The organism is Mesorhizobium sp. P160187, assembly GCF_057766425.1.
Genome location: NZ_JBYMDX010000003.1, coordinates 404,194 through 422,349 on the forward strand (window position 1 = coordinate 404,194; position 18,156 = coordinate 422,349).

General features: G+C 55.9%; 17 protein-coding genes and 1 pseudogene. 15 read left to right on the forward strand and 3 right to left on the reverse strand.

Going from position 1 to position 18,156, the window contains the following annotated elements:
* The first annotated feature begins 1 nt into the window (after window position 1).
* The 4 genes from AC3CCE_RS05305 to AC3CCE_RS05320 all read left to right on the forward strand — a co-directional run bounded on the left by AC3CCE_RS05305 (window position 2) and on the right by AC3CCE_RS05320 (window position 4,057).
* Window positions 2–364, forward strand: a complete 363-nt coding sequence (locus AC3CCE_RS05305) for an AraC family ligand binding domain-containing protein (protein ID WP_023683363.1) — start codon at window positions 2–4, stop codon at window positions 362–364.
* Between the two features lie 332 nt (window positions 365–696).
* Entirely contained in the window at window positions 697–2,514 is a 1,818-nt protein-coding gene (locus tag AC3CCE_RS05310) for a site-specific integrase (RefSeq protein ID WP_352624209.1), read from the forward strand.
* A gap of 40 nt (window positions 2,515–2,554) precedes the next feature.
* Complete coding sequence (locus tag AC3CCE_RS05315) at window positions 2,555–3,337, forward strand: DNA polymerase (protein WP_352624211.1); 783 nt, start codon at window positions 2,555–2,557, stop codon at window positions 3,335–3,337.
* 36 nt (window positions 3,338–3,373) lie between these two features.
* Entirely contained in the window at window positions 3,374–4,057 is a 684-nt protein-coding gene (locus tag AC3CCE_RS05320) for a hypothetical protein (protein WP_352624213.1), read from the forward strand.
* Window positions 4,058–4,124: 67 nt separating this feature from the next.
* Here AC3CCE_RS05320 and AC3CCE_RS05325 read toward each other — a convergent pair whose 3' ends face one another.
* Window positions 4,125–4,460, reverse strand: a complete 336-nt coding sequence (locus tag AC3CCE_RS05325; RefSeq protein ID WP_352624215.1) for a helix-turn-helix domain-containing protein — start codon at window positions 4,458–4,460, stop codon at window positions 4,125–4,127.
* A gap of 132 nt (window positions 4,461–4,592) precedes the next feature.
* Between AC3CCE_RS05325 and AC3CCE_RS05330 the strand changes: the two genes are divergently transcribed.
* Window positions 4,593–5,324 (forward strand): hypothetical protein, encoded by a 732-nt coding sequence (locus AC3CCE_RS05330; RefSeq protein ID WP_352624216.1) that lies wholly within the window; start codon window positions 4,593–4,595, stop codon window positions 5,322–5,324.
* A 39-nt stretch (window positions 5,325–5,363) separates the two neighbouring features.
* Here the strand turns inward: AC3CCE_RS05330 and AC3CCE_RS05335 are convergent, their stop codons facing one another.
* Window positions 5,364–5,966, reverse strand: coding sequence for a hypothetical protein (locus tag AC3CCE_RS05335; RefSeq protein WP_352624218.1), 603 nt, complete (start codon window positions 5,964–5,966; stop codon window positions 5,364–5,366).
* A 150-nt stretch (window positions 5,967–6,116) separates the two neighbouring features.
* Between AC3CCE_RS05335 and AC3CCE_RS05340 the strand changes: the two genes are divergently transcribed.
* From AC3CCE_RS05340 to AC3CCE_RS05385, 10 genes and pseudogenes are all read left to right on the forward strand, one after another.
* Window positions 6,117–6,680, forward strand: a complete 564-nt coding sequence (locus AC3CCE_RS05340) for a recombinase family protein (protein ID WP_352624220.1) — start codon at window positions 6,117–6,119, stop codon at window positions 6,678–6,680.
* A 159-nt stretch (window positions 6,681–6,839) separates the two neighbouring features.
* Entirely contained in the window at window positions 6,840–7,541 is a 702-nt protein-coding gene (locus AC3CCE_RS05345) for a hypothetical protein (RefSeq protein WP_352624221.1), read from the forward strand.
* A 248-nt stretch (window positions 7,542–7,789) separates the two neighbouring features.
* Complete coding sequence (locus AC3CCE_RS05350; RefSeq protein ID WP_352624346.1) at window positions 7,790–9,349, forward strand: type I restriction-modification system subunit M; 1,560 nt, start codon at window positions 7,790–7,792, stop codon at window positions 9,347–9,349.
* On the forward strand, window positions 9,339–10,727 hold the full coding sequence (locus tag AC3CCE_RS05355; RefSeq protein WP_352624223.1) for a restriction endonuclease subunit S: 1,389 nt from the start codon (window positions 9,339–9,341) through the stop codon (window positions 10,725–10,727). The genes AC3CCE_RS05350 and AC3CCE_RS05355 overlap by 11 nt, the downstream gene beginning before the upstream one ends.
* Before the next feature lie 4 nt (window positions 10,728–10,731).
* Entirely contained in the window at window positions 10,732–11,421 is a 690-nt protein-coding gene (locus AC3CCE_RS05360) for an abortive infection family protein (RefSeq protein WP_352624225.1), read from the forward strand.
* Window positions 11,422–11,497: 76 nt separating this feature from the next.
* The gene (locus AC3CCE_RS05365) at window positions 11,498–14,644 is read left to right on the forward strand and encodes a type I restriction endonuclease subunit R (protein WP_352624227.1); all 3,147 of its coding nucleotides are present in this window, start codon (window positions 11,498–11,500) and stop codon (window positions 14,642–14,644) included.
* Window positions 14,645–14,931: 287 nt separating this feature from the next.
* The gene (locus AC3CCE_RS05370) at window positions 14,932–15,468 is read left to right on the forward strand and encodes a DUF262 domain-containing protein (RefSeq protein WP_352624229.1); all 537 of its coding nucleotides are present in this window, start codon (window positions 14,932–14,934) and stop codon (window positions 15,466–15,468) included.
* Complete coding sequence (locus tag AC3CCE_RS05375) at window positions 15,468–16,688, forward strand: GmrSD restriction endonuclease domain-containing protein (RefSeq protein ID WP_352624231.1); 1,221 nt, start codon at window positions 15,468–15,470, stop codon at window positions 16,686–16,688. The genes AC3CCE_RS05370 and AC3CCE_RS05375 overlap by 1 nt, the downstream gene beginning before the upstream one ends.
* A gap of 3 nt (window positions 16,689–16,691) precedes the next feature.
* A pseudogene (locus AC3CCE_RS05380) lies at window positions 16,692–16,844 on the forward strand (integrase core domain-containing protein); the annotation flags it as partial.
* 222 nt (window positions 16,845–17,066) lie between these two features.
* The gene (locus tag AC3CCE_RS05385; protein ID WP_352624233.1) at window positions 17,067–17,447 is read left to right on the forward strand and encodes a hypothetical protein; all 381 of its coding nucleotides are present in this window, start codon (window positions 17,067–17,069) and stop codon (window positions 17,445–17,447) included.
* A 10-nt stretch (window positions 17,448–17,457) separates the two neighbouring features.
* On the opposite strand, the gene AC3CCE_RS05390 is transcribed toward AC3CCE_RS05385, so the two are convergent.
* Window positions 17,458–18,024, reverse strand: coding sequence for a hypothetical protein (locus AC3CCE_RS05390; protein WP_352624235.1), 567 nt, complete (start codon window positions 18,022–18,024; stop codon window positions 17,458–17,460).
* Window positions 18,025–18,156: the final 132 nt, after the last annotated feature.

An 18,156-nucleotide genomic window follows, 5' to 3' on the forward strand; every position in this document is an offset into this window, starting at 1 on the left:
GGTGTCCAAGGCCAAGATCTTCAAGCACAGCGAATTGACCCTGAAGCCGTCTATCACACCGACCGGCACATCCTCGATTGCCCGCGTCATCAATGCCGATATCAGTCGGACCATGGGCGGCGGCATCGAGTATCTCGAGAACGCCTCGATCGACTGGACCGTGACCTACGACGAGGTGCTGTTCATCCACGAGGGCACCTTGACGATCGAACTGGACGACGGTCGCCATGAGTGCAATCCCGGCGATATCGTCTGGCTGCCAAACGGCACCCACCTGAAATACATCGCCACCGAGCGTACCGGCTATTTCTATTGCCTTTACCCGTTCGATTGGGCAGCGCGGCAGGGAACGGTAGAACCCTGAACTGACAGGCACTCCTTTTCCATGCGTTGGCCATCCGCAGCGCAGTTCCGAACCCGGGGCGTCCAGACATCGACTCCGGCTCCCACTCCTTGGGTTGTCACGTTCATCATATGTCATGCTGGCGCGCATGTCTGGCCGCAGATTGCAGCGACACAGCTCAGCCGCAGCACCTAAGCAGGAACCGGTAGTTCGACGAGTGGGGGGAAAGGCGGTAGCGCTCTCCCGCTACCAGTCCCTCACTAAGGGATTGATATCTCAGCAAGTCGCTGGTTTTGAACCTGTTTTTTCTCGCAGCTGGTACCTTTCTCTGGTACCTTTTCGGGATGGAAGACATGGCGAAACCTCGTTATCTGGTCGGCAAACCAGGTGACCAAAAATTCAAGCGTAACATCCCTGCACGGTTGCAATCCGTGGCAGGGCAAACCGCGTTCGTAGAAAGGGTGCGCGGCAATAGCGCAGCTGAAATACGACAGCAGGGCAGCTTGTTTGCCGTGATGACAGACGCCCAATTGCAAACCCTCGAAGCAAAGCTGGCATCAGGCGTTGGTCGGCCTTCTGAAACCGAGAGCGAGCTTAACCTGAGCGTGACGAACGCGCGTCAGATCGCGGTCTCCTACTTCTTGGAGCGTCACCAGGCCAATCTGCTCCGGGGGGACTACTTCGCTCTCAAGGATGACCCTGGTTTCCCCGATCTGTTGTCTGATGCAGGAGAGGCGGCTTCCGTGGCGCTACGTGTGGCTTCCGGAGCCGAGGTGACCACCGACCCGAACGCGCTGGAACTGCTTGTGAGACATGGAATAGTTTCCCGAGCGCAAGCTGACCGAATTTCGCCAGACAGGTGGCCAAGTAGTCTGAGAAATCACAAAGCGTTTCAGCTTTTGTGCCGCCTCATGGAGCACGCCGACCTGGAACTCGCCAATCGACGATATCGTTCGTTGAACCTGGGTACAGTGGCCCCCGTTCGAGACGAATTCTTTGCCAGTGCCGAAGGTGCTCCGTCACAGACGCTCCCGTCTCGCGCTATCGCGCCCACTAAATCGATCGTCGACCTGAAAAAGCTGTTCCTTGAAACGAAAACAGGGGTCACTCGATCCCGGTCATCCCAATACCGGATCCCGTTTCGGGTTCTGGAAGAGCAAATCGGGATTACCCCTTCGCTTGCCGACATCGACCGCGAGAAGTGCCGCGAGCTGATGAATTTCTTTCCAAAGGTGCCAGCGCACGCTGCGCAGCACTACCCCACGGCCACTCTTCAACAGGCGGCAGAATTGTACCGCGACAAGACGGGCGCCTATGCAAATCGACCTACCGAGGCACAAAAACACGTCGCAATTTTGAAGAGCGCTTTTGATCTCGCGGCTCAGGAAGGTTGGATATCCAACAATCCGTGGGACGGGCTCAAAGTGGCAATACCCCGGACAAAGAAGTTTGTCGCTAAGGGGAACACCTACCAACCGTTCAGCATAGCTGATTTGAACAAGTTGTTTGGGCTACCGCTGTTTACCGGTTGCGTGGACGACGGCCACGGCTGTCATACCCCAGGTCCAAATCTGCCCATGCGACATCGATACTGGGCTCCCATTCTGGCCCTTTGGACAGGCATGCGAATGAACGAAATATTGCAGCCTGAGAAGGCTGATATCTGCCGTTCGAGCGAAGGGATCGCGTACATCAGGATCACTGATCAAGAACATGGAAATTACGAAGGCAAAGCTTTTGCAAAGCGCGTCAAGACGACCAACGCGATACGCAACATTCCGCTCCACAGCCAACTTATTCAGATGGGATTTCTGGTCTGGGCGGATGCGTCTCAGGATCAGCGGCTGTTTCCGGAAGCTCTTGCAAAGGAGGGCGAGAAACCATCGGATGTCTATTCGAAGCGATTTCGCTACGACGCAGAATTCGCCGGGGTCTGGAAGGCCCGTCGACTTGTCTTTCATAGCTTCCGTAACAACTTCAATGACGCACTTCGGAATGCATCCGTCGAGGTAGAAATTCGCGAAGCTTTGAATGGATGGCGCGCCCAGGGTGTCATGGACAGCCGGTATGGCGAGGGCCAAACCATCAAGCGGCTTCATGATGCTGTGGAGCTGGTTCAGTACGAAGGCTTGGACGTCCGCCACCTAATAGCGAACGCGTCGCGCATCTGAACGAGTTTGCTGCGACAGTTGTCAGCCCCAGGGCGCGCCTTTGCCGGGCAAGGTCCGACTGGCACACTCCACCGGCAAGGTGGACAAGGACACAGGCCGCGACAACGGGCTCAAGTTCTCCCGCGCTGCGCTGCTCGTGGATACCCTGTTCTCCGAGGAAGGCTTCAAGCTCAAGCCCCGGGTCTGGACCCCCGGCACCGCCAAGCTCAAGGACGAAAGCCAACGCGTCCCCTCGACCTCCGCAAAGGAACACCTGCCCTACTTCACCTCACATGCGAAGCACGGGCCGTTCGTCGCCGACTTGATCGACTATCAGCGCCTCAGCAAGATGCGCTCGACCTACGTCGGCCACCCCACCCGCATCATCACCAACGCCAAGGGCATAGAGGTTACCGAGGAAGCGACCGGCTTTTGGAGGTACGTGCATGAAGGGCTCATCCACCCGAGCTTCCTCTTGCACGCCACGGTGACGGGCCGCTCCTCCAGCCGAGACCCCAATGCGCAGAACTTCCCCAAACGCGGCAAGGGCAACATGAAGGAAGTGGTGAAGGCGTTCCGTCGCGTCTTTACCGCACCCGATGGCTGGGTCGTGCTTGAGGCCGACTTGTCGCAGATCGAGCTACGCATCCTCGCGTGGATGTCCCGCGATCCTGTCATGCTGGAAATCTATAGGAACGGCGGCGACACCCATAGCGCCACGGCAGCGGCAGCAAACGGGATGTCCCTGTCCCAGTTCGCAGCGCTGCCACCAGACGAAAGAGAGAGGCTTCGCTTCCAAGCAAAAGCTAGCAAAAGCCCCGTAGAAATATGGCTTACGGCATGATACGTTAATATAGTTAACTAAATTGGAGATTTTATCGTGGCATTTCGTGCTGGAGAGCAGCATCCATTCTCTATCGATCTGAAAGAGCGGTTGATTGTTTTGAAATCAATGGACCTGGGCTCGCGTAAGATCGTTGGAGACGAGATAATTAGACAAGGTCGTTCGCGACAAATGATCAAAACGCTTTGCGGAAATTGCGGAACGACGAAGTTGCTGCACATAGACAACCTGCTCAAAGGAGCGTCGAGCAACTGTCCGTGTCAAAGGATAACGCAATATGGTCCGAAGGCGCGGATGTTGGCTTCGCGGTTCGATGCAATCTATCAACGATGTAACAATCTAAAAAATAAGTCGTATGCGAACTACGGCGGCAGGGGCATTATGTGTCTGTTCGAACGTAATGGATTTGTGAGGTACACGCTTCGCCTGTTTAAAGGCGTTGAGCTGTCCGGGCTCGACATCGACAGGATTGACACCAATGGGAACTATGAGCCTGGAAACTTACGATTGATCGATAGGGAAGGGAATTTGAATAATAAGCGCAGTACAGTCATGGTTTCTGTTTACGGCGAGGTAGTTCCCTCGTCTAAGGCTTACGACAGGATCCGCGCAATCAACCCAGATTTTCAGCTGTCCCGTGGGACGACTGCGAAACTAGCAAGACAGGGTGTTACCGTTGAGGAGTTAATTCGCCGAAAGCCGAGATCCAAGCGCGTTTAGTCCCGTGCGCTGATATTTTGGCTGGGCTCCTCGCATGCGCAAAATGACCATCATTAAAAGCGTGAACTCATCGCTCTCCCTTTGTAAGTGCTTTCAGCATAACCAGGGCCAGAGCCAATTCCTTATCGTCTAGCTGTTTCAGTAGGCGCCTGCCGACCGCCAACTGATCTTCTCCCTCATTGGTTGATGCGACAGGCAAATCGTCAAACAGTTCGTTGATGGTAGCACCCAGTGCCTCGGCCAGCTTCTCAACCGTCTCTGCGTTTGGCCAGTTTACGCCACGCTCAATCAGCGAGATGGTATCGACTGCCCTCTCCGCCCGGTATGCCAAGGCGTCTTGCGTCAAGCCACGCTGTCGGCGCAACGACTTGATCCGATTTCCAAAAGCTTCTTTCAAACCCATGCACGTATCATGGAGGCGGTTTTACGTGCGATGAACCGATCGTCGGTACGCCAAAATATTGATTTCCGTACCGTTGACCAGTATCCTGGAATAATTCCGGGCTTTAAGTCCGGCCAACTCCGGAGCTGAGAAATGAGATTGAAGCCGATCTTCGGCATGGCGCTCGTTGCCACGAACCTGGTGGGTATTTCACAAGCGGCCACTATTCTGAGCGCCACTCCACCACCAGGATATTGCGATACCATCCAGCAGTATGACGTGATTAGGAGCCAGGCGAACGAGCAGTTCGCCGAGGACGGTTCCGACGGCAAATGGGACAAGCGCCGGGCCTGGATCGAAAAGCGCGTCAAGAAGGTCGACGACAAACTGAGCAAAGCGTTAGGCGTGTCACGTGACGATTGGATCGTCGCGGCAGCAGAGAACAAATGGGGCAGCGCTTGTGAAAGCAAAGCGACCGGATTGGTCGAGATCAAATTGGAAGGCGTGTCGAATGTTACTGACGGCCAGGTCGACAGAGTGCGGGATGCAGTCGAGCTGGAATACCTCGCACGACTGCGCTCAGGGCACGACGCTTTCTTCGACCCAGACAAATACAGCGTGGTGAGTTGTCGAAAGGCCGATGTCGACGGCTACCGCTTCGTTGGGTGTAAGATGAAGGCATTCACCGCCGAGACTGACCCTGACGTGTATCTGGTGGGCCAGCAAGGCGGCACTGCGATTGCTATACCCTACGATGCCGAGGCAAAGGCACGTGTTGCTGACGCCACGACACTAGCGTCTGGAAATGAACGAGTAGAACTCGGGACCTACGTAGGCAATTTGCCGCTGGTCGAGTACACGAAAATACGGGACCGGGTGGACTAGACTACGGACGGAGAGCACAAACCCATTGCGGCTCCCTGCTCAGGTAATCAAGCCGAGACTTTGCAGTTTTTTTGCAGCCTCCGCCTTTTTGGAGAGACTGGCGGCAACGTCTTTGGCTGTATCCCCCTGATAAGGTCCCAAGCGATACTCTTTGCGCAGACGGAGTGCGAGGTTGATCGCAGTCTGCCCGACTGAGAGGTATCCGTCATCAGCCGTCTTGGTAGCTTCGGGTGGGTCCACGACCTCGGCTGTAATGCTTACATTCCGCTTAGCTTGTTGGATTTCGGTCTGTAGATCGGCAAGGCCTACGGCGATATGGCGAGGTAGGATGTCTAACGCCACGTCGTCTGGATATTTCAAAGGAGGCATATCGTAATGCCGAGGATCATTCCGATTTAATCGGTCGTAGTCGTTGTAGTCGTGGCGAGCATCGCACTCTAGAGCGAAGGTCGTTAGCACCTCCACTAAACCTATGGCACTGGTTGTCCCCCTTCGTCGATCGAACATCCGCGACTGCCATGCATCCTTCAGCGCAGCGGCAGCCTGATTAAACACAGCCGTAAATACGCCCGTAGTCAAACCTAGCTTCAGGATCAGTCCCCACGTAACAGCTGCCTCCGCAGTCTCTCCCGAAATAGTCATTCCGCCTCACACTGTTTTGCCGCCCTTGTACCACATGAGCTCGCTCATGTGGGACACTCGAAGCGCAGTATTTCAGCGTCTCACATACATGTCTTTTGACTTTTGAGACAATTGTCTCATAATGTCTTTGATCCTAATGGAGCGAATGAGATGCTTGTAGGTTATGCGAGAACATCGACGGCTGAACAGGAGGCCGGGCTCCTGGCGCAACACAGGGATTTGCGTGACGCCAAAGTGGAGAAGCTTTTTTCAGAGCAGGTCTCCTCGGTAAGCCATCGCAAAGAGCTTGACGCCTCGCTCGACTATGTCCGCGATGGCGACACATTGGTGGTAACCAAGTTGGACCGCCTTGCGCGTTCGACTTCTCACCTCCTTGCGATCGTGGACCGGTTGGAAGCAAAGAAGGTCGGACTTAGAATTCTGGATTTTGGCGGGGCTTCGGTCGACACCAAGTCCCCAAGCGGCAAGCTTATGCTTACGATGTTCGCTGCAATGGCTCAGTTCGAGAGAGAGATGATGCTCGAACGTCAGCGCGAGGGTATTGCGAAGGCCAAACTTGATGGAAAATACAAAGGCAGGAAGCCGACCGCCCGAGCGAAAACGGAGGAGGTTTCTAAACTCTACAGGGATGGGGTAGGTCCGACGGAAATTGCGAAGCGCTTAGGCGTGGGTCGGGCATCGGTCTATCGGATAATAAGGGAAAATCAGCAATGATATGCACATGATTTACACGTTGCTGACAAAACGACCCTTCACCGTAATTCTCGCTACGGTCATCACAGAGGCAGAGCATCGAGGTCACGGAGACCATTGCGTTTTGGTGGCGAGCTGTTCAGTTTAAATTTGGGAAATAACTAGAGTGAGCTCGATAAAATGCCTGGAAGCCTTTTAGCTACTCCGTATCCAACCGCTGACGAATGGAAGAAATTGGTCGAAGAGTTCTCCCCGGAAGCCATCGCCCACAAGCTGCTACTCGCCCACGTGCCATATGTCTTTCGCGACGAGCCTTTAAAATTTGCGCTTTTTAGAAAGACAATCGCTGATGCATTCGGTGTGGAACCGAGCAATGTATTTATCGTAGGGAGTGCAATGGCAGGGAGGAGTCTCAAGGGACCGAAGATTGAAAGTGTCTACTCCAGCAAGAGCGACATCGACACACTTATCATATCCGAGCATCTCTTCACCAGGTACGTGATGAAGTCACTAGCATGGGTAAAGGACATAACTCGCCCGGATTTCTCAGGAAAAGTACCCAAATCACCGAGGATTGAACCGGAGCAGACAAAATTTGTCGGTTGGCTAGCGGAAAGCGCTCACAAGGGCATTTGGCGCCCCGACAGCCTTCCAAATGACGCAGCAGCTCGTATCGAGTTTTTTGAGAAGTTTGCTGCAGTGTCTTTGAAAACCCTGGGCCTACAACTCTCGGAAGACACGGTGGCCAAAGTTAACGGCAGGGTTTCGCGGTCTTTTGAGGATGCAGTACGCGACCTGGGTTCCAGTATAGCCCGACTGCGTAAGGAGTTCCGCGGAGAGCAAGTGGAACCCGAGGCTGAGCCTCTGACAGCTCGCGCCTGAGGTCGGCCCTGCCGAAATCGCGCGCCACTCTGTTGCTAGGTCACGTGTTGGAATAACGCTTGCTGGATGAAAATCCGCAGTGAACCCGGGTACAATTGCTCCTTTGCGCCTGCGCCAAGGTTGTCATTGGCGTTTCCGCCGTCCTAAGGTCCGGTTAAAAGATTCGGGTGTGGGGAGCGATTGTGCCGCGAGGGAAAAAACCGTGAAGTAAGGATGCTGTCGCTAAGATTGCACCCACCGACCCTGCGATTGGGAAAACCCTTTTCGCGGCTGCAGACAAGCTGCGTGGCAACATGGATGCCGCTGAGTATAAGCATGTCGCGCTCGGGCTGATCTTTCTGAAGTACATCTCCGATCGCTTCGATGCACGCATTTCAGAGGTCAAAGCGAACCCGGAGGAGGCGTTTCTCCTCGACGATCCTGATGCCTCGCGCGATCTGATCATCGGCGCAGGCATCTTTTTCGCGCCCGAACGTGCGCGATGGACCTTCCTTAAGGAGAACGCCACCAGCACCAAACCTACCATCGGTGAGTTGATCGATCAGGCCATGTTCGCCATCGAGGCGGAGAACCCCACTCTTAAGGGGGTACTGACCAAGAACTATGCCCGGCAGGAACTTGACCAGACCAAACTCGGTGAGGTTCTGAAGCTCTTTTCTGATATCAAGTTCGAGGATGCGCATCACGGTCAAGACGTTCTGGGTCGCGTTTACGAGTACTTTCTTGGCGAGTTTGCAAAACTGGAGGGCAAGCGCGGCGGGCAGTACTACACGGCGGGCTGCGTGGTGAAGCTGCTCGTCGCCATGCTGGAGCCCTTCAGGGGGCGGGTCTACGATCCATGCTGCGGGTCGGGCGGAATGTTCGTCCAGTCGGAGCGCTTCGTCGAACAACACGCGGGAAAGCATGTCGACCCCAAAAAGGCGCGCGACCAGATCGCGGTCTACGGGCAGGAGTCAAACGCCACGACATGGCGGCTCGCCAAGATGAATCTTGCTATCCGGGGCATCGAGGCAAACCTCGGTTCCAAATGGGCGGACACCTTCCACGAGGACCTGCACAAGGGCCTCATGGCTAAGTACGTCCTTGCTAACCCGCCCTTCAACGACAGTGACTGGGGCGGCGACAAGCTGAAGGGCGACACCGAACGCTGGAAATATGGTGTACCGCCCGCTGGTAACGCCAATTTCGCCTGGCTCCAGCATATCATCTACCACCTCGCGCCGGATGGCTATGCGGGCGTGGTGCTCGCCAACGGCTCGCTTTCTAGCCAACAGTCCGGCGAGGGCGATATCCGCCGCAAGATGATCGAAGCCAATCTTGTGGATTGCGTCGTCTCACTGCCGGGGCAGCTTTTCTCCACCACGCAAATTCCGGTCTGCCTTTGGTTCCTCACGCGTGACAAGTCTAACGGCCTCTCGCGCGACAAGACGCTACGCGACCGGACAGCCGAAATACTCTTCATCGATGCGCGCGGACTGGGGTCTATGGTCTCGCGCACGCTGAAGGAACTGACGGACGAGGATATCGCCCAAGTCACTGAGACCTATCATGCATGGCGCGAGAAAGCTGGCGGATATGCGGACGTGCCGGGCTTCGCCAAGGCCGCCAGCATTAGGGAGGTGGCGGCGCAGGGCTTCGTATTGACGCCGGGGCGCTATGTCGGCACCGAAGCCGCGGAGGAAGACGCGGAAGGCTTCGATGCCAAGATGGCTCGGCTGACCAACGCGCTACGCGAGCAGATGGTCGAGGGCGAGTCGATCGACGAGCGCATCCGCAAGGCTCTGGTGGGCGTCGGCCATGGCTGGTGAGGCCGGCGCCACTCAAACGGGCGGACGACCTGCAACCGGTGGGACCATCAAGGGCCGATATGGCCTGTCGGTTGGAAATCCAGGCACGCCGCTGCCTGACGGCTGGACGTGGACAGCGTTATCCTCTGTCGCCCGCCTCGAAACGGGTCATACGCCAAGCAGGAAGCACCCCGAATGGTGGGGTGGAGAAATTCCTTGGATCGGCATCCGTGACGCCACCTCCAACCATGGCAGGATCATTTACGGGACGCGAGAATACACCAACCAACTCGGTATCGAGAACTCTTCGGCTCGCATTCTCCCAGCAAACACGGTGTGTTTGTCGCGGACGGCTTCGGTAGGCTATGTGGTCGTCATGGGTGTGCCCATGGCGACCAGTCAGGACTTCCTTAACTGGGTCTGCTCCGCTCGCCTGAACCATCACTTCTTGAAGTACGTTTTGCTCGCGGAAAAAGATGCCATTCTTCAATATGCCAGCGGAACTACACATCAAACGATATATTTCCCGGAAGCAAAGGCGTTTCACATTGCGCTCCCTCCCGTGCGCGAACAGAATATAATAGCCAACCTTCTCAACTCCCTGGACGATAAAATCGAGCGGAACCGACGCATGGCAGCGACGCTGCAGGAAATTGCGCAGGCCCTATTCAAGAGCTGGTTCGTGGACTTCGACCCAGTTCACGCCAAGGTCGATCGCCGCATCCTCAGCCTCCCCGCCGCCACCTTAGCTCTCTTCCCGGACAGGTTCGGTGAGAATGGGTTGCCAGAAGGGTGGCGGGAAAGTGCGTTCGGCGACGTGTTCGATATCAGGAACGGCAATACCCCTAGTACTGAGGAGCTTCGATATTGGGGAGGCGAGCACCAATGGGCAACGCCGAAAGACCTGTCGCCGCTCGTATCCCCAGTGTTGCTCAATACAGACAGGACTCTCTCGGACCAAGGCGTCGCCGTAGTCAATTCGGGCCTTTTGCCGCCTGGATCAGTGTTACTGTCGACACGTGCACCTATCGGCTATATTGCCTTCGCCACGCGTCCGGTCGCCATCAACCAAGGCATGGCGGGGATCGTCGGCAAGGAAATCTCTACGGCCCATGCTTGGCTGTGGTGCATAGCCAATAACGATGTATTCCTTTCTGTCGCTGGAGGTTCGACCTTCCCGGAGATCAGTAAGGGGACGCTCCGTCGGTTGCCAATGGTTGTCCCGAGCGATGATGTTTCGCGCTCCTTCTCCGCAAGCGTTGACCCAATCGTCGAGCGCCTGATCGCGCTGGCGGAAGAGAATGACAACCTAGCACTGCTACGCGACAGTCTCCTCCCCCGACTTATTTCCGGGGAATTGCGGATTAAGGATATTGAAGCCCAAGGGGAGGCGGCGTGACGCAATGCAGTACCGTCTCCAGATGCTGCATGCGCTGATCGAGGCCCATCCCGATAGAGCAGGCCGATTAAAGGTGCATGTCGATGCTCTGGAGTCGACCATCACAGGCGAACCAGAGCGATGCCTTGAGCGCGTGCGCGCATTGTTCGAGGCCACGTATCACACCATTGCTCCCCAACTGGGCTTGGGCTCTGTCGCAGGAGAGGACTTCCCAGCGCAAAACAGCCGGGTCATCAAAGCGCTCGACTTTACTCTTGATGGTCACCCAGAAGCCGAGCGAATTGGAGAGACGATCCGCAAGCTAGTAGGTAGCATCAACGGCACAGTCGGGGCACTAGCCGAGCTCAGCAACATCAGCGGCATGCGTCATGGTGGGTCACTCGACTGGAGAACGCTGCAACGCCAGCATGCGGTGATGCTGGGTGGGCTGTGTGATACCCTCGTCAGCTTCCTCTTTGATGCGGCTTGGAGCCGAGTGGTGGCGACAGAGGCAAACACGCCGGACTACGGCGAGCACGCAGAGTTCGACGGATATCTCGACTCGGAACACGATGTTGTCGAGATCGCTGGCGCTACTTTTGAGCCAAGCCGGGTCCTGTTTCAGCTCGACCGCACTATCTATGACGCCGTGCGGGTCGAATGGGAACTAGCGCAAGGTGCTGAGCAGGAAGCGGACAAAGAGGTCGCGGCATGACGCGCGTGGCTGTCAGCTCATGCGAGGTGCTGCATCGCGAGCGCAGCCGCTTCGTACTTGATCACCGGGAAGCGGCATGAGCGAGACCTACACTGCTGCCCCAGAGACTCCTCGCCTGGAACTCGCCGAAGAGGCCGTGGAATTGGCGGCGCTTTCCTGGTTCGAGTTGATAGGCTGGAAAAGCGTGCCAGGCGGCTATCTCGCGCCGGACGGCCCGATGGGCGCGCGCACAGATTATCGCGAGGCGATCCTTGAGCCTGAGCTGCGCAGCGCAATCGCGTCGCTGAACCCCGAGGCGACTGCAGACATGGTCAACGCGGCAGTCCTTAAGGTCAAGTCGTCACCCAGCCAGGACCTGACCGAGAACAATCGGCTGTTCCACCCTTTTCTCGTCAGTGGCGTGCCGGTTGAGATCAACGAGAAGGGTACGACTCGGACCATTGGCATTCGCATCATTGATCAGGAAAACCCGCTCGCAAATCGTCTGCTGGTGGCGAACCAGTTCATCGTCAAGGCTAATCGGGCTACTGTTCGCGCGGACGTGACGGCGTTCGTCAATGGCCTGCCTGTGGCCGTATTGGAGCTGAAGAGCCCGTCCGATGCAACCGCCACGCTGGAAAAGGCACATAATCAACTCACAACCTACAAGACCAAAACCCCGGAGCTAATGCGCACCAATCAGGTGCTGGTAATCAGCGATGGCAGCAATGCACGGGTCGGATCGCTGACCGCCGGACTGGACCGCTTCGCCCCGTGGCGAACAATTAGCGGCACAGAATACGAAGATGCGGGGCGCTCGGAGCTAGAGGTGCTTATCCGTGGCGTGTTCGCGCCAGAGCGGTTCATTGATCTGATCACCGACTTCGTCGCCTTTGAGGTTAAGGACGGGGCGGTTAAGTCCAAGAAGCTTGCAGGCTACCACCAGTTTCATGCAGTAAAGAAGGCGTTGGCCTCGACCCTCACCGCATCACAATCAGGCACCCGCAAGGGTGGGGTGGTGTGGCATACGCAAGGGTCAGGCAAGTCGCTGACGATGCTTTTCTTCGTGCGCCAGCTTCAGCTCGCCAAAGAGCTTAAGAACCCGACCATTGTGTTGGTAACTGACCGAAACGACCTGGACGACCAACTTTACGGCACTTTTGCGGACCACGGGGCGACCCTTCGTGGTACCCCTCGACAGGCCGAGACAGCAGAGGAAATGCGTCGCCTTCTGGCGGTTGATATTGGGGGCCTCGTCTTCACAACCATCCAGCGGTTCCGGGGTGAAGACGGTTCGCACCCACTCCTCACCGATCGCAGCAATGTGATCGTCATCGCCGACGAGGCCCATCGCACTCAATACGGAGTCAAGAAGCGCTATGTCGAGCGGGATGGCGGCATCCGAGAGGCTGTAGGTTTTGCAGATTACCTGAGGCAGGCACTACCCCAAGCGACCGTCGTCGGCTTCACCGGGACTCCCATCGAAGAACGCGACCGCGATACTTATGGCACTTTTGGTGAAGTTATCGACACCTACGACATGACGCGCGCAGTTGAGGATAAAGCCACCGTCCCGATCCACTACACGGCGCGGCTTGCCCGCCTGCATCTCACGCTAAGCGATGATGAGCGCGCTCAGCTCGACAGTCTCGCCGAGGAACTAGTTGAGGGAGATGACGCGGCGATAGAGCGCATCAAGGGCAAGCTCGCGCGCTTCGAGGAGGTTGTCGGGGCACCTGACCGCGTCGCACAGGTCGCTGCGGATGTGGTGAGCCACTTCGATACCCGCCGCGAAGCTATGGCTGGCGGCAAAGGCATGATCGTCACGGTTAGCCGGCGTGTAGCCGTGATGCTCTACGACGAGATCGCCAAGCTCCGACCAGGATGGGTCACAACCGATACCAGCGACGATAAGGCGGGATTGATCAAGGTGGTCATCACCGGTAACCGAGCCGATGATCCTCAGCCGTTACAGCCTCACCTGCGCACAAAGTCCCGCCTTGAGGCGCTCGCGACCCGGTTCAAGGACCCCACCTCGGGCTTCGATTTGGTGATCGTGCGTGACATGTGGTTGACCGGGTTCGACGCGCCGTCGCTCCACACACTTTACGTCGACAAGCCCATGCGTGGCCACGGCCTCATGCAGGCGATTGCGCGCGTCAACAGGGTTTGGGGGGACAAGCCCGGTGGTTTGGTTGTTGACTATCTGGGGATCGGATCCGAACTCAAGGCGGCTTTGGAAAAGTATACACAAGGCGACCGTGACCAAGTGCGGATGGACCCAAGCGAGGCGGCCCGCCAAACACTGACACTCCTCGAAACTGCGCTGGCACTATTGGACGGGGGGGGCAATTGGAAGGGTTTCTTCGCTGCACCGCCGACCACTCGACTGACAATCTTGAAACAGTGCCTTGAACACTTGTTGGCGACGGGCAAGCGTGACGCCTTTATCGAGGCCGGCCTCAAGTTAGAGCTCGCCTATGCTATCAGCGCAGGCGATGACCGGGTCATGGGCCGTGCGCATGAGATTGCTATGGTCGCGGCCCTGCGGGCAAATTTGGCGAAGTACACCACAGGCACGGGACACCGCCGCGCCACGGTCGAACGGGATATCCGCCAACTGCTTTCGAAGGCAGTGATGGCAGACGGCATCCTCGATGTGTTCAAGTCGGCCGGCTTGGATCAGCCAGACCTATCCATATTCTCAGACGAGTTCCTTGCCGAGGTCCGTGGTACTGCGCATAAGAACCTCGCTGTCGAGACGCTACGCCGCCTGCTAGCTGACGAGATCAAGGCGCATGCCAGGACCAACATCGTTCATTCTCAAAAGCTGAGCGAGCGACTGGATGAGACGCTACGCAAGTACCACAATCGCGCCGTCGACAGTGTGCAGGTCATTGAGGAACTGATCGCACTTGCAAATGACATACGCGCAAACGTGGCCCGTGCGGCGGAACTGGGGCTGTCTCAGGAAGAGGTCGCGTTCTACGAAGCACTCGCAGAGAACGGGTCAGCCCGCGAGCTGATGGCTCACGAGACGCTGCGCACGCTGGCGCGGTTGCTGGTTCAAACGATCCGTGAGTCGGCGACCATCGACTGGACGCGGAAAGAGGGTGTCCGCGCCAAGATGCGCATCGAAGTTCGAAAACTCCTAGCCCGATACGGATACCCTCCTGATCTGCAGAAAGCAGCAGTCGATTTGGTAGTGCGTCAAGCAGAAGCCATCGCCACCGACTGGGGTTGAGATAGTCCCGAGCTTACGCTGAACTCGGCTCCCAAATCACTCCGCTTTGTCTAGCAGGTCAATCGTGGCGATGGGCGAGCGGCTGAAAAACTGAGCCTCCAAGGCAGGAGGGTTTGAACCGGGTGGATAGTCGATCTTTTCTAAGGGATGCTGTTCGCACCACAACTATCCCCAGCACCGCTCGTCGGAGATTATCGGCTGATCGTCGACAAAGCAGTGGACACAGCAAGAACGTAAATAGCTTCTGCCCTAGATTGTGAGCAATCTTGCCAATGGAAGGGGGCACGATGTACAAGCCAGGTGGTACCATCAAGGACGCTCTACAGAAAATTGAGCAAAAACAGTGGGTTCTCCCTGCTATTCAGCGCGAGTTTGTCTGGAGGTCCGATCAAGTTACGGGTTTCTTCGATAGCCTTATGAGGGGGTTTCCATTCGGTACATTCCTTTTCTGGCGTATCGAGCCTGAACAAGTTGGCGAGTGGAAATTCTACGATTTTATGCGCGACTACCATGAGAGGGATGCCCGGCACTGCAGCGAGCTAGGCCCGGTATCAAGTCGCGCGCTCACTGCGGTGCTGGATGGTCAGCAGAGGCTGACTGCTCTCAATATTGGCCTTCGCGGATCAATGGCGCTTAAGCGAAAACACGCTCGAAAGTCTAGCGCCGACGCCTATCCAAGAATGACTCTCTATCTCAACTTACTATCTAGCGAGAAAGAAACTCCGGAAGGTCAGCTTGAGAAGCAGCGATATGATTTTCGGTTCCTTAGTGAACGTAAGGAATATGTTTCTGGGCAGGAATTTTGTTTCGAGTTAGTGAGATAATGGCCCTTCAAAGCGGCCCTAATATGCTAAACCTTCTGACCCAGAACGGCTTACAAGGTGAAGACCTCAACACCGCTTTTTCTGCTCTTGATCGCCTACACAAGGTCATTCATGTCGATCCTTTGATATATTACTACGAGGAACCGAGTTCAGATCTAGAGCGAGTTCTTAACATATTCATTCGTCTCAATAGTGCTGGAACTCTCCTGTCGCAATCTGATTTGCTCCATAGCATCATTGTTTCTCAGTGGGCTCATCTAGACGCAAGGCGCGAAATAGCGTCCTTAGTTGACGATCTTAACAGAGTTAAGCCAGGGTTTGCCTTCACTCAGAACTTTGTCCTGAAGGCTGGGTTGATGCTGACAGATGTTGCGAGTGTTGGGTTTCGCGTCGAGAACTTCACACGCTCCAACATGGCGCTGTTAGAAAAAAATTGGACAAACATTCGCTCGGCGCTGGTCTTAACAACTCATCTCGCAAGCCAATTCGGGCTCAGCGGGAGCAACCTCCGGGCGGTTAGTTCGCTACTGCCTATCGCGTACTATTTGTATCGGATACAGGCACAAGATAACTACCTCACGCACATGCAGTACGCCGGCGATCGCAGACAGATACGCAGATGGCTCATCGCGTCATTGCTAAAACCTTCCGGTATCTGGGGCAGTGGATTGGACACCCTGCTTACCCATCTAAGGACACCAATTCGCGATAGCGCTGAGGCAGGCTTTCCGGAAGCACATCTCCGCGAGATTATGGCAGCCCGAGGAAAGCCTTTGACATTCGAAGAGCGGGAGATCGATGCCATTCTTGGCTCAGACTATGGAAAGCCAGCCACATTCCTGGCATTGACGCTACTCTATCCCTTTGTCGACCTACGAAATCAGTACCACATCGACCACATATATCCAGAAAGTCTGACGAAGTGGTCTTCCCTTAGCAAACAGGAGTGGCCCGTCGAGGAAATAAGCTGGGTCTCGCAAAGGAGAAATCTTCTCCCAAACTTGCAACTACTGGATGGCGCTGAGAACAACGAGAAACGTGCTGCACTGCCGGCAGATTGGCTCGCAAAGCGCTTCTCTGGACACACAGAAAGGCAGCAGTACGAAAGCGCCCACGATATCGGAACTTCGGTTTCGATGGGCCTATTAGGCTTTCGGGAATTCTATGACGCAAGGAAGGAATTGATGAAGCAGCGGCTTCTGGCGGTACTCAACGAGTAACAGGCTCTAGGGTCGATTTTCGACTACATCGAGCGCTTCAACAACCCACGGCGGCGGGACCCGGTATTGGGCTCTCTGAAGCCCGTGCAGTTCGACGAGCTATGTCCGCTTAGGCGGGGCACCGGGCCACCATGCCGTACGGCTTTGCCCTCCTAGACGTTTAGTGCAGACTATCAAGGTGGGAGGAAGACTGTGCCGGTGATAGCGTGCTTAGGATGGGGCTCCTTGATATGGGATCCACGCGAGTTGCCTGTCCAAAGACAGTGGTTTGACGACGGCCCATTCGTCAGGATCGAGTTTGCTCGTCAATCTAGTGACGATAGAATCACTTTGGTGATTGAGCATTCCGCGAAGCCGGTCCGGGTGCTTTGGGCTGTTATGGACACGACCGACATCAACCAATCAGCAGAAGCCCTGCGAGGAAGAGAGGGAAAGCCCTCGAAAAATCACATTGGCCAATGGGTGCTCGGCGCACCTTCGCCCCAACACATACCGAGCTTGCCTGAATGGGCCGGAGCAAGGGGCGTTGACGGCGTTGTTTGGACAGCGCTTCCTGCCAAATTCCTGGGGGTCGACAGCAATATCCCGAAGATTGAGCAAGTGTTAGACCATCTGCGAACGTTGGTTGGCAGCAAGCGTGAAAACGCTGAGCGTTACATTCGGCTGGCACCACGACAAATCGACACAGAATTCCGGCGGCGCATCGAGGCGGAACTTGGCTGGACGGCTCTCGACAAATGGCGAGACCCTCAACCTTAAACCACTCGTGTCATGGATAGCTGCGTGGTATGGAGCGACTAATCACGTTGTTTTTTGCCTCTTTGGTCTTTGTAGCAGCAGCTTCGTAGTCAGCCCGTAGTCGACCAAACTCATCTTCTCTTCCGGCAGAATGAGCGAGGTCCGTAAGCCAGGTGAGGTTGCGCAGGGCGTGGATGTTTTCGGAGGGCTTGCTTCCTTGTCGTCGTGCTTGCCTGAACTGGTCGATGTTAAGGCGCGCAACACCAAGACGTTGCATTTCTCGAAGTTCTACCGTTGCTGGTTTGGACGCAAATTCTTCGAAATACTGATCGATAAGATCGCGCGTCGCAGCATGAATCAACGAAACGATGTCTTGCTCTTCACGATAGGCGGCCTTGTACGGCCTTTCTGATTCACGATTGGTCATTGTTCCATAATTGGATATCTCCCAATCGTCCGAGCATGCGCCGCAATTCGTTCCGTAGGAGCTGTGAGCAGAGCTCCATGGGTTGTCTTGCGTGGTGATGTACCTAAGGATTTTACCCCTCCCGCACGGGCAATCCATGACCGCAAACTCTGTCGTTTCAGAAGTGCTCATCGATCTCTCATTTGGCTGAGTAGGCTTGCTATATGGGGATCCTAGCGGAGCCTTTCTAGTTGCTAGGTGTCGTAAGCGTCTGCATGCTTTGTGTTACTCTTTCAATGATGGGGACGAATGAGCGGGAGCTAC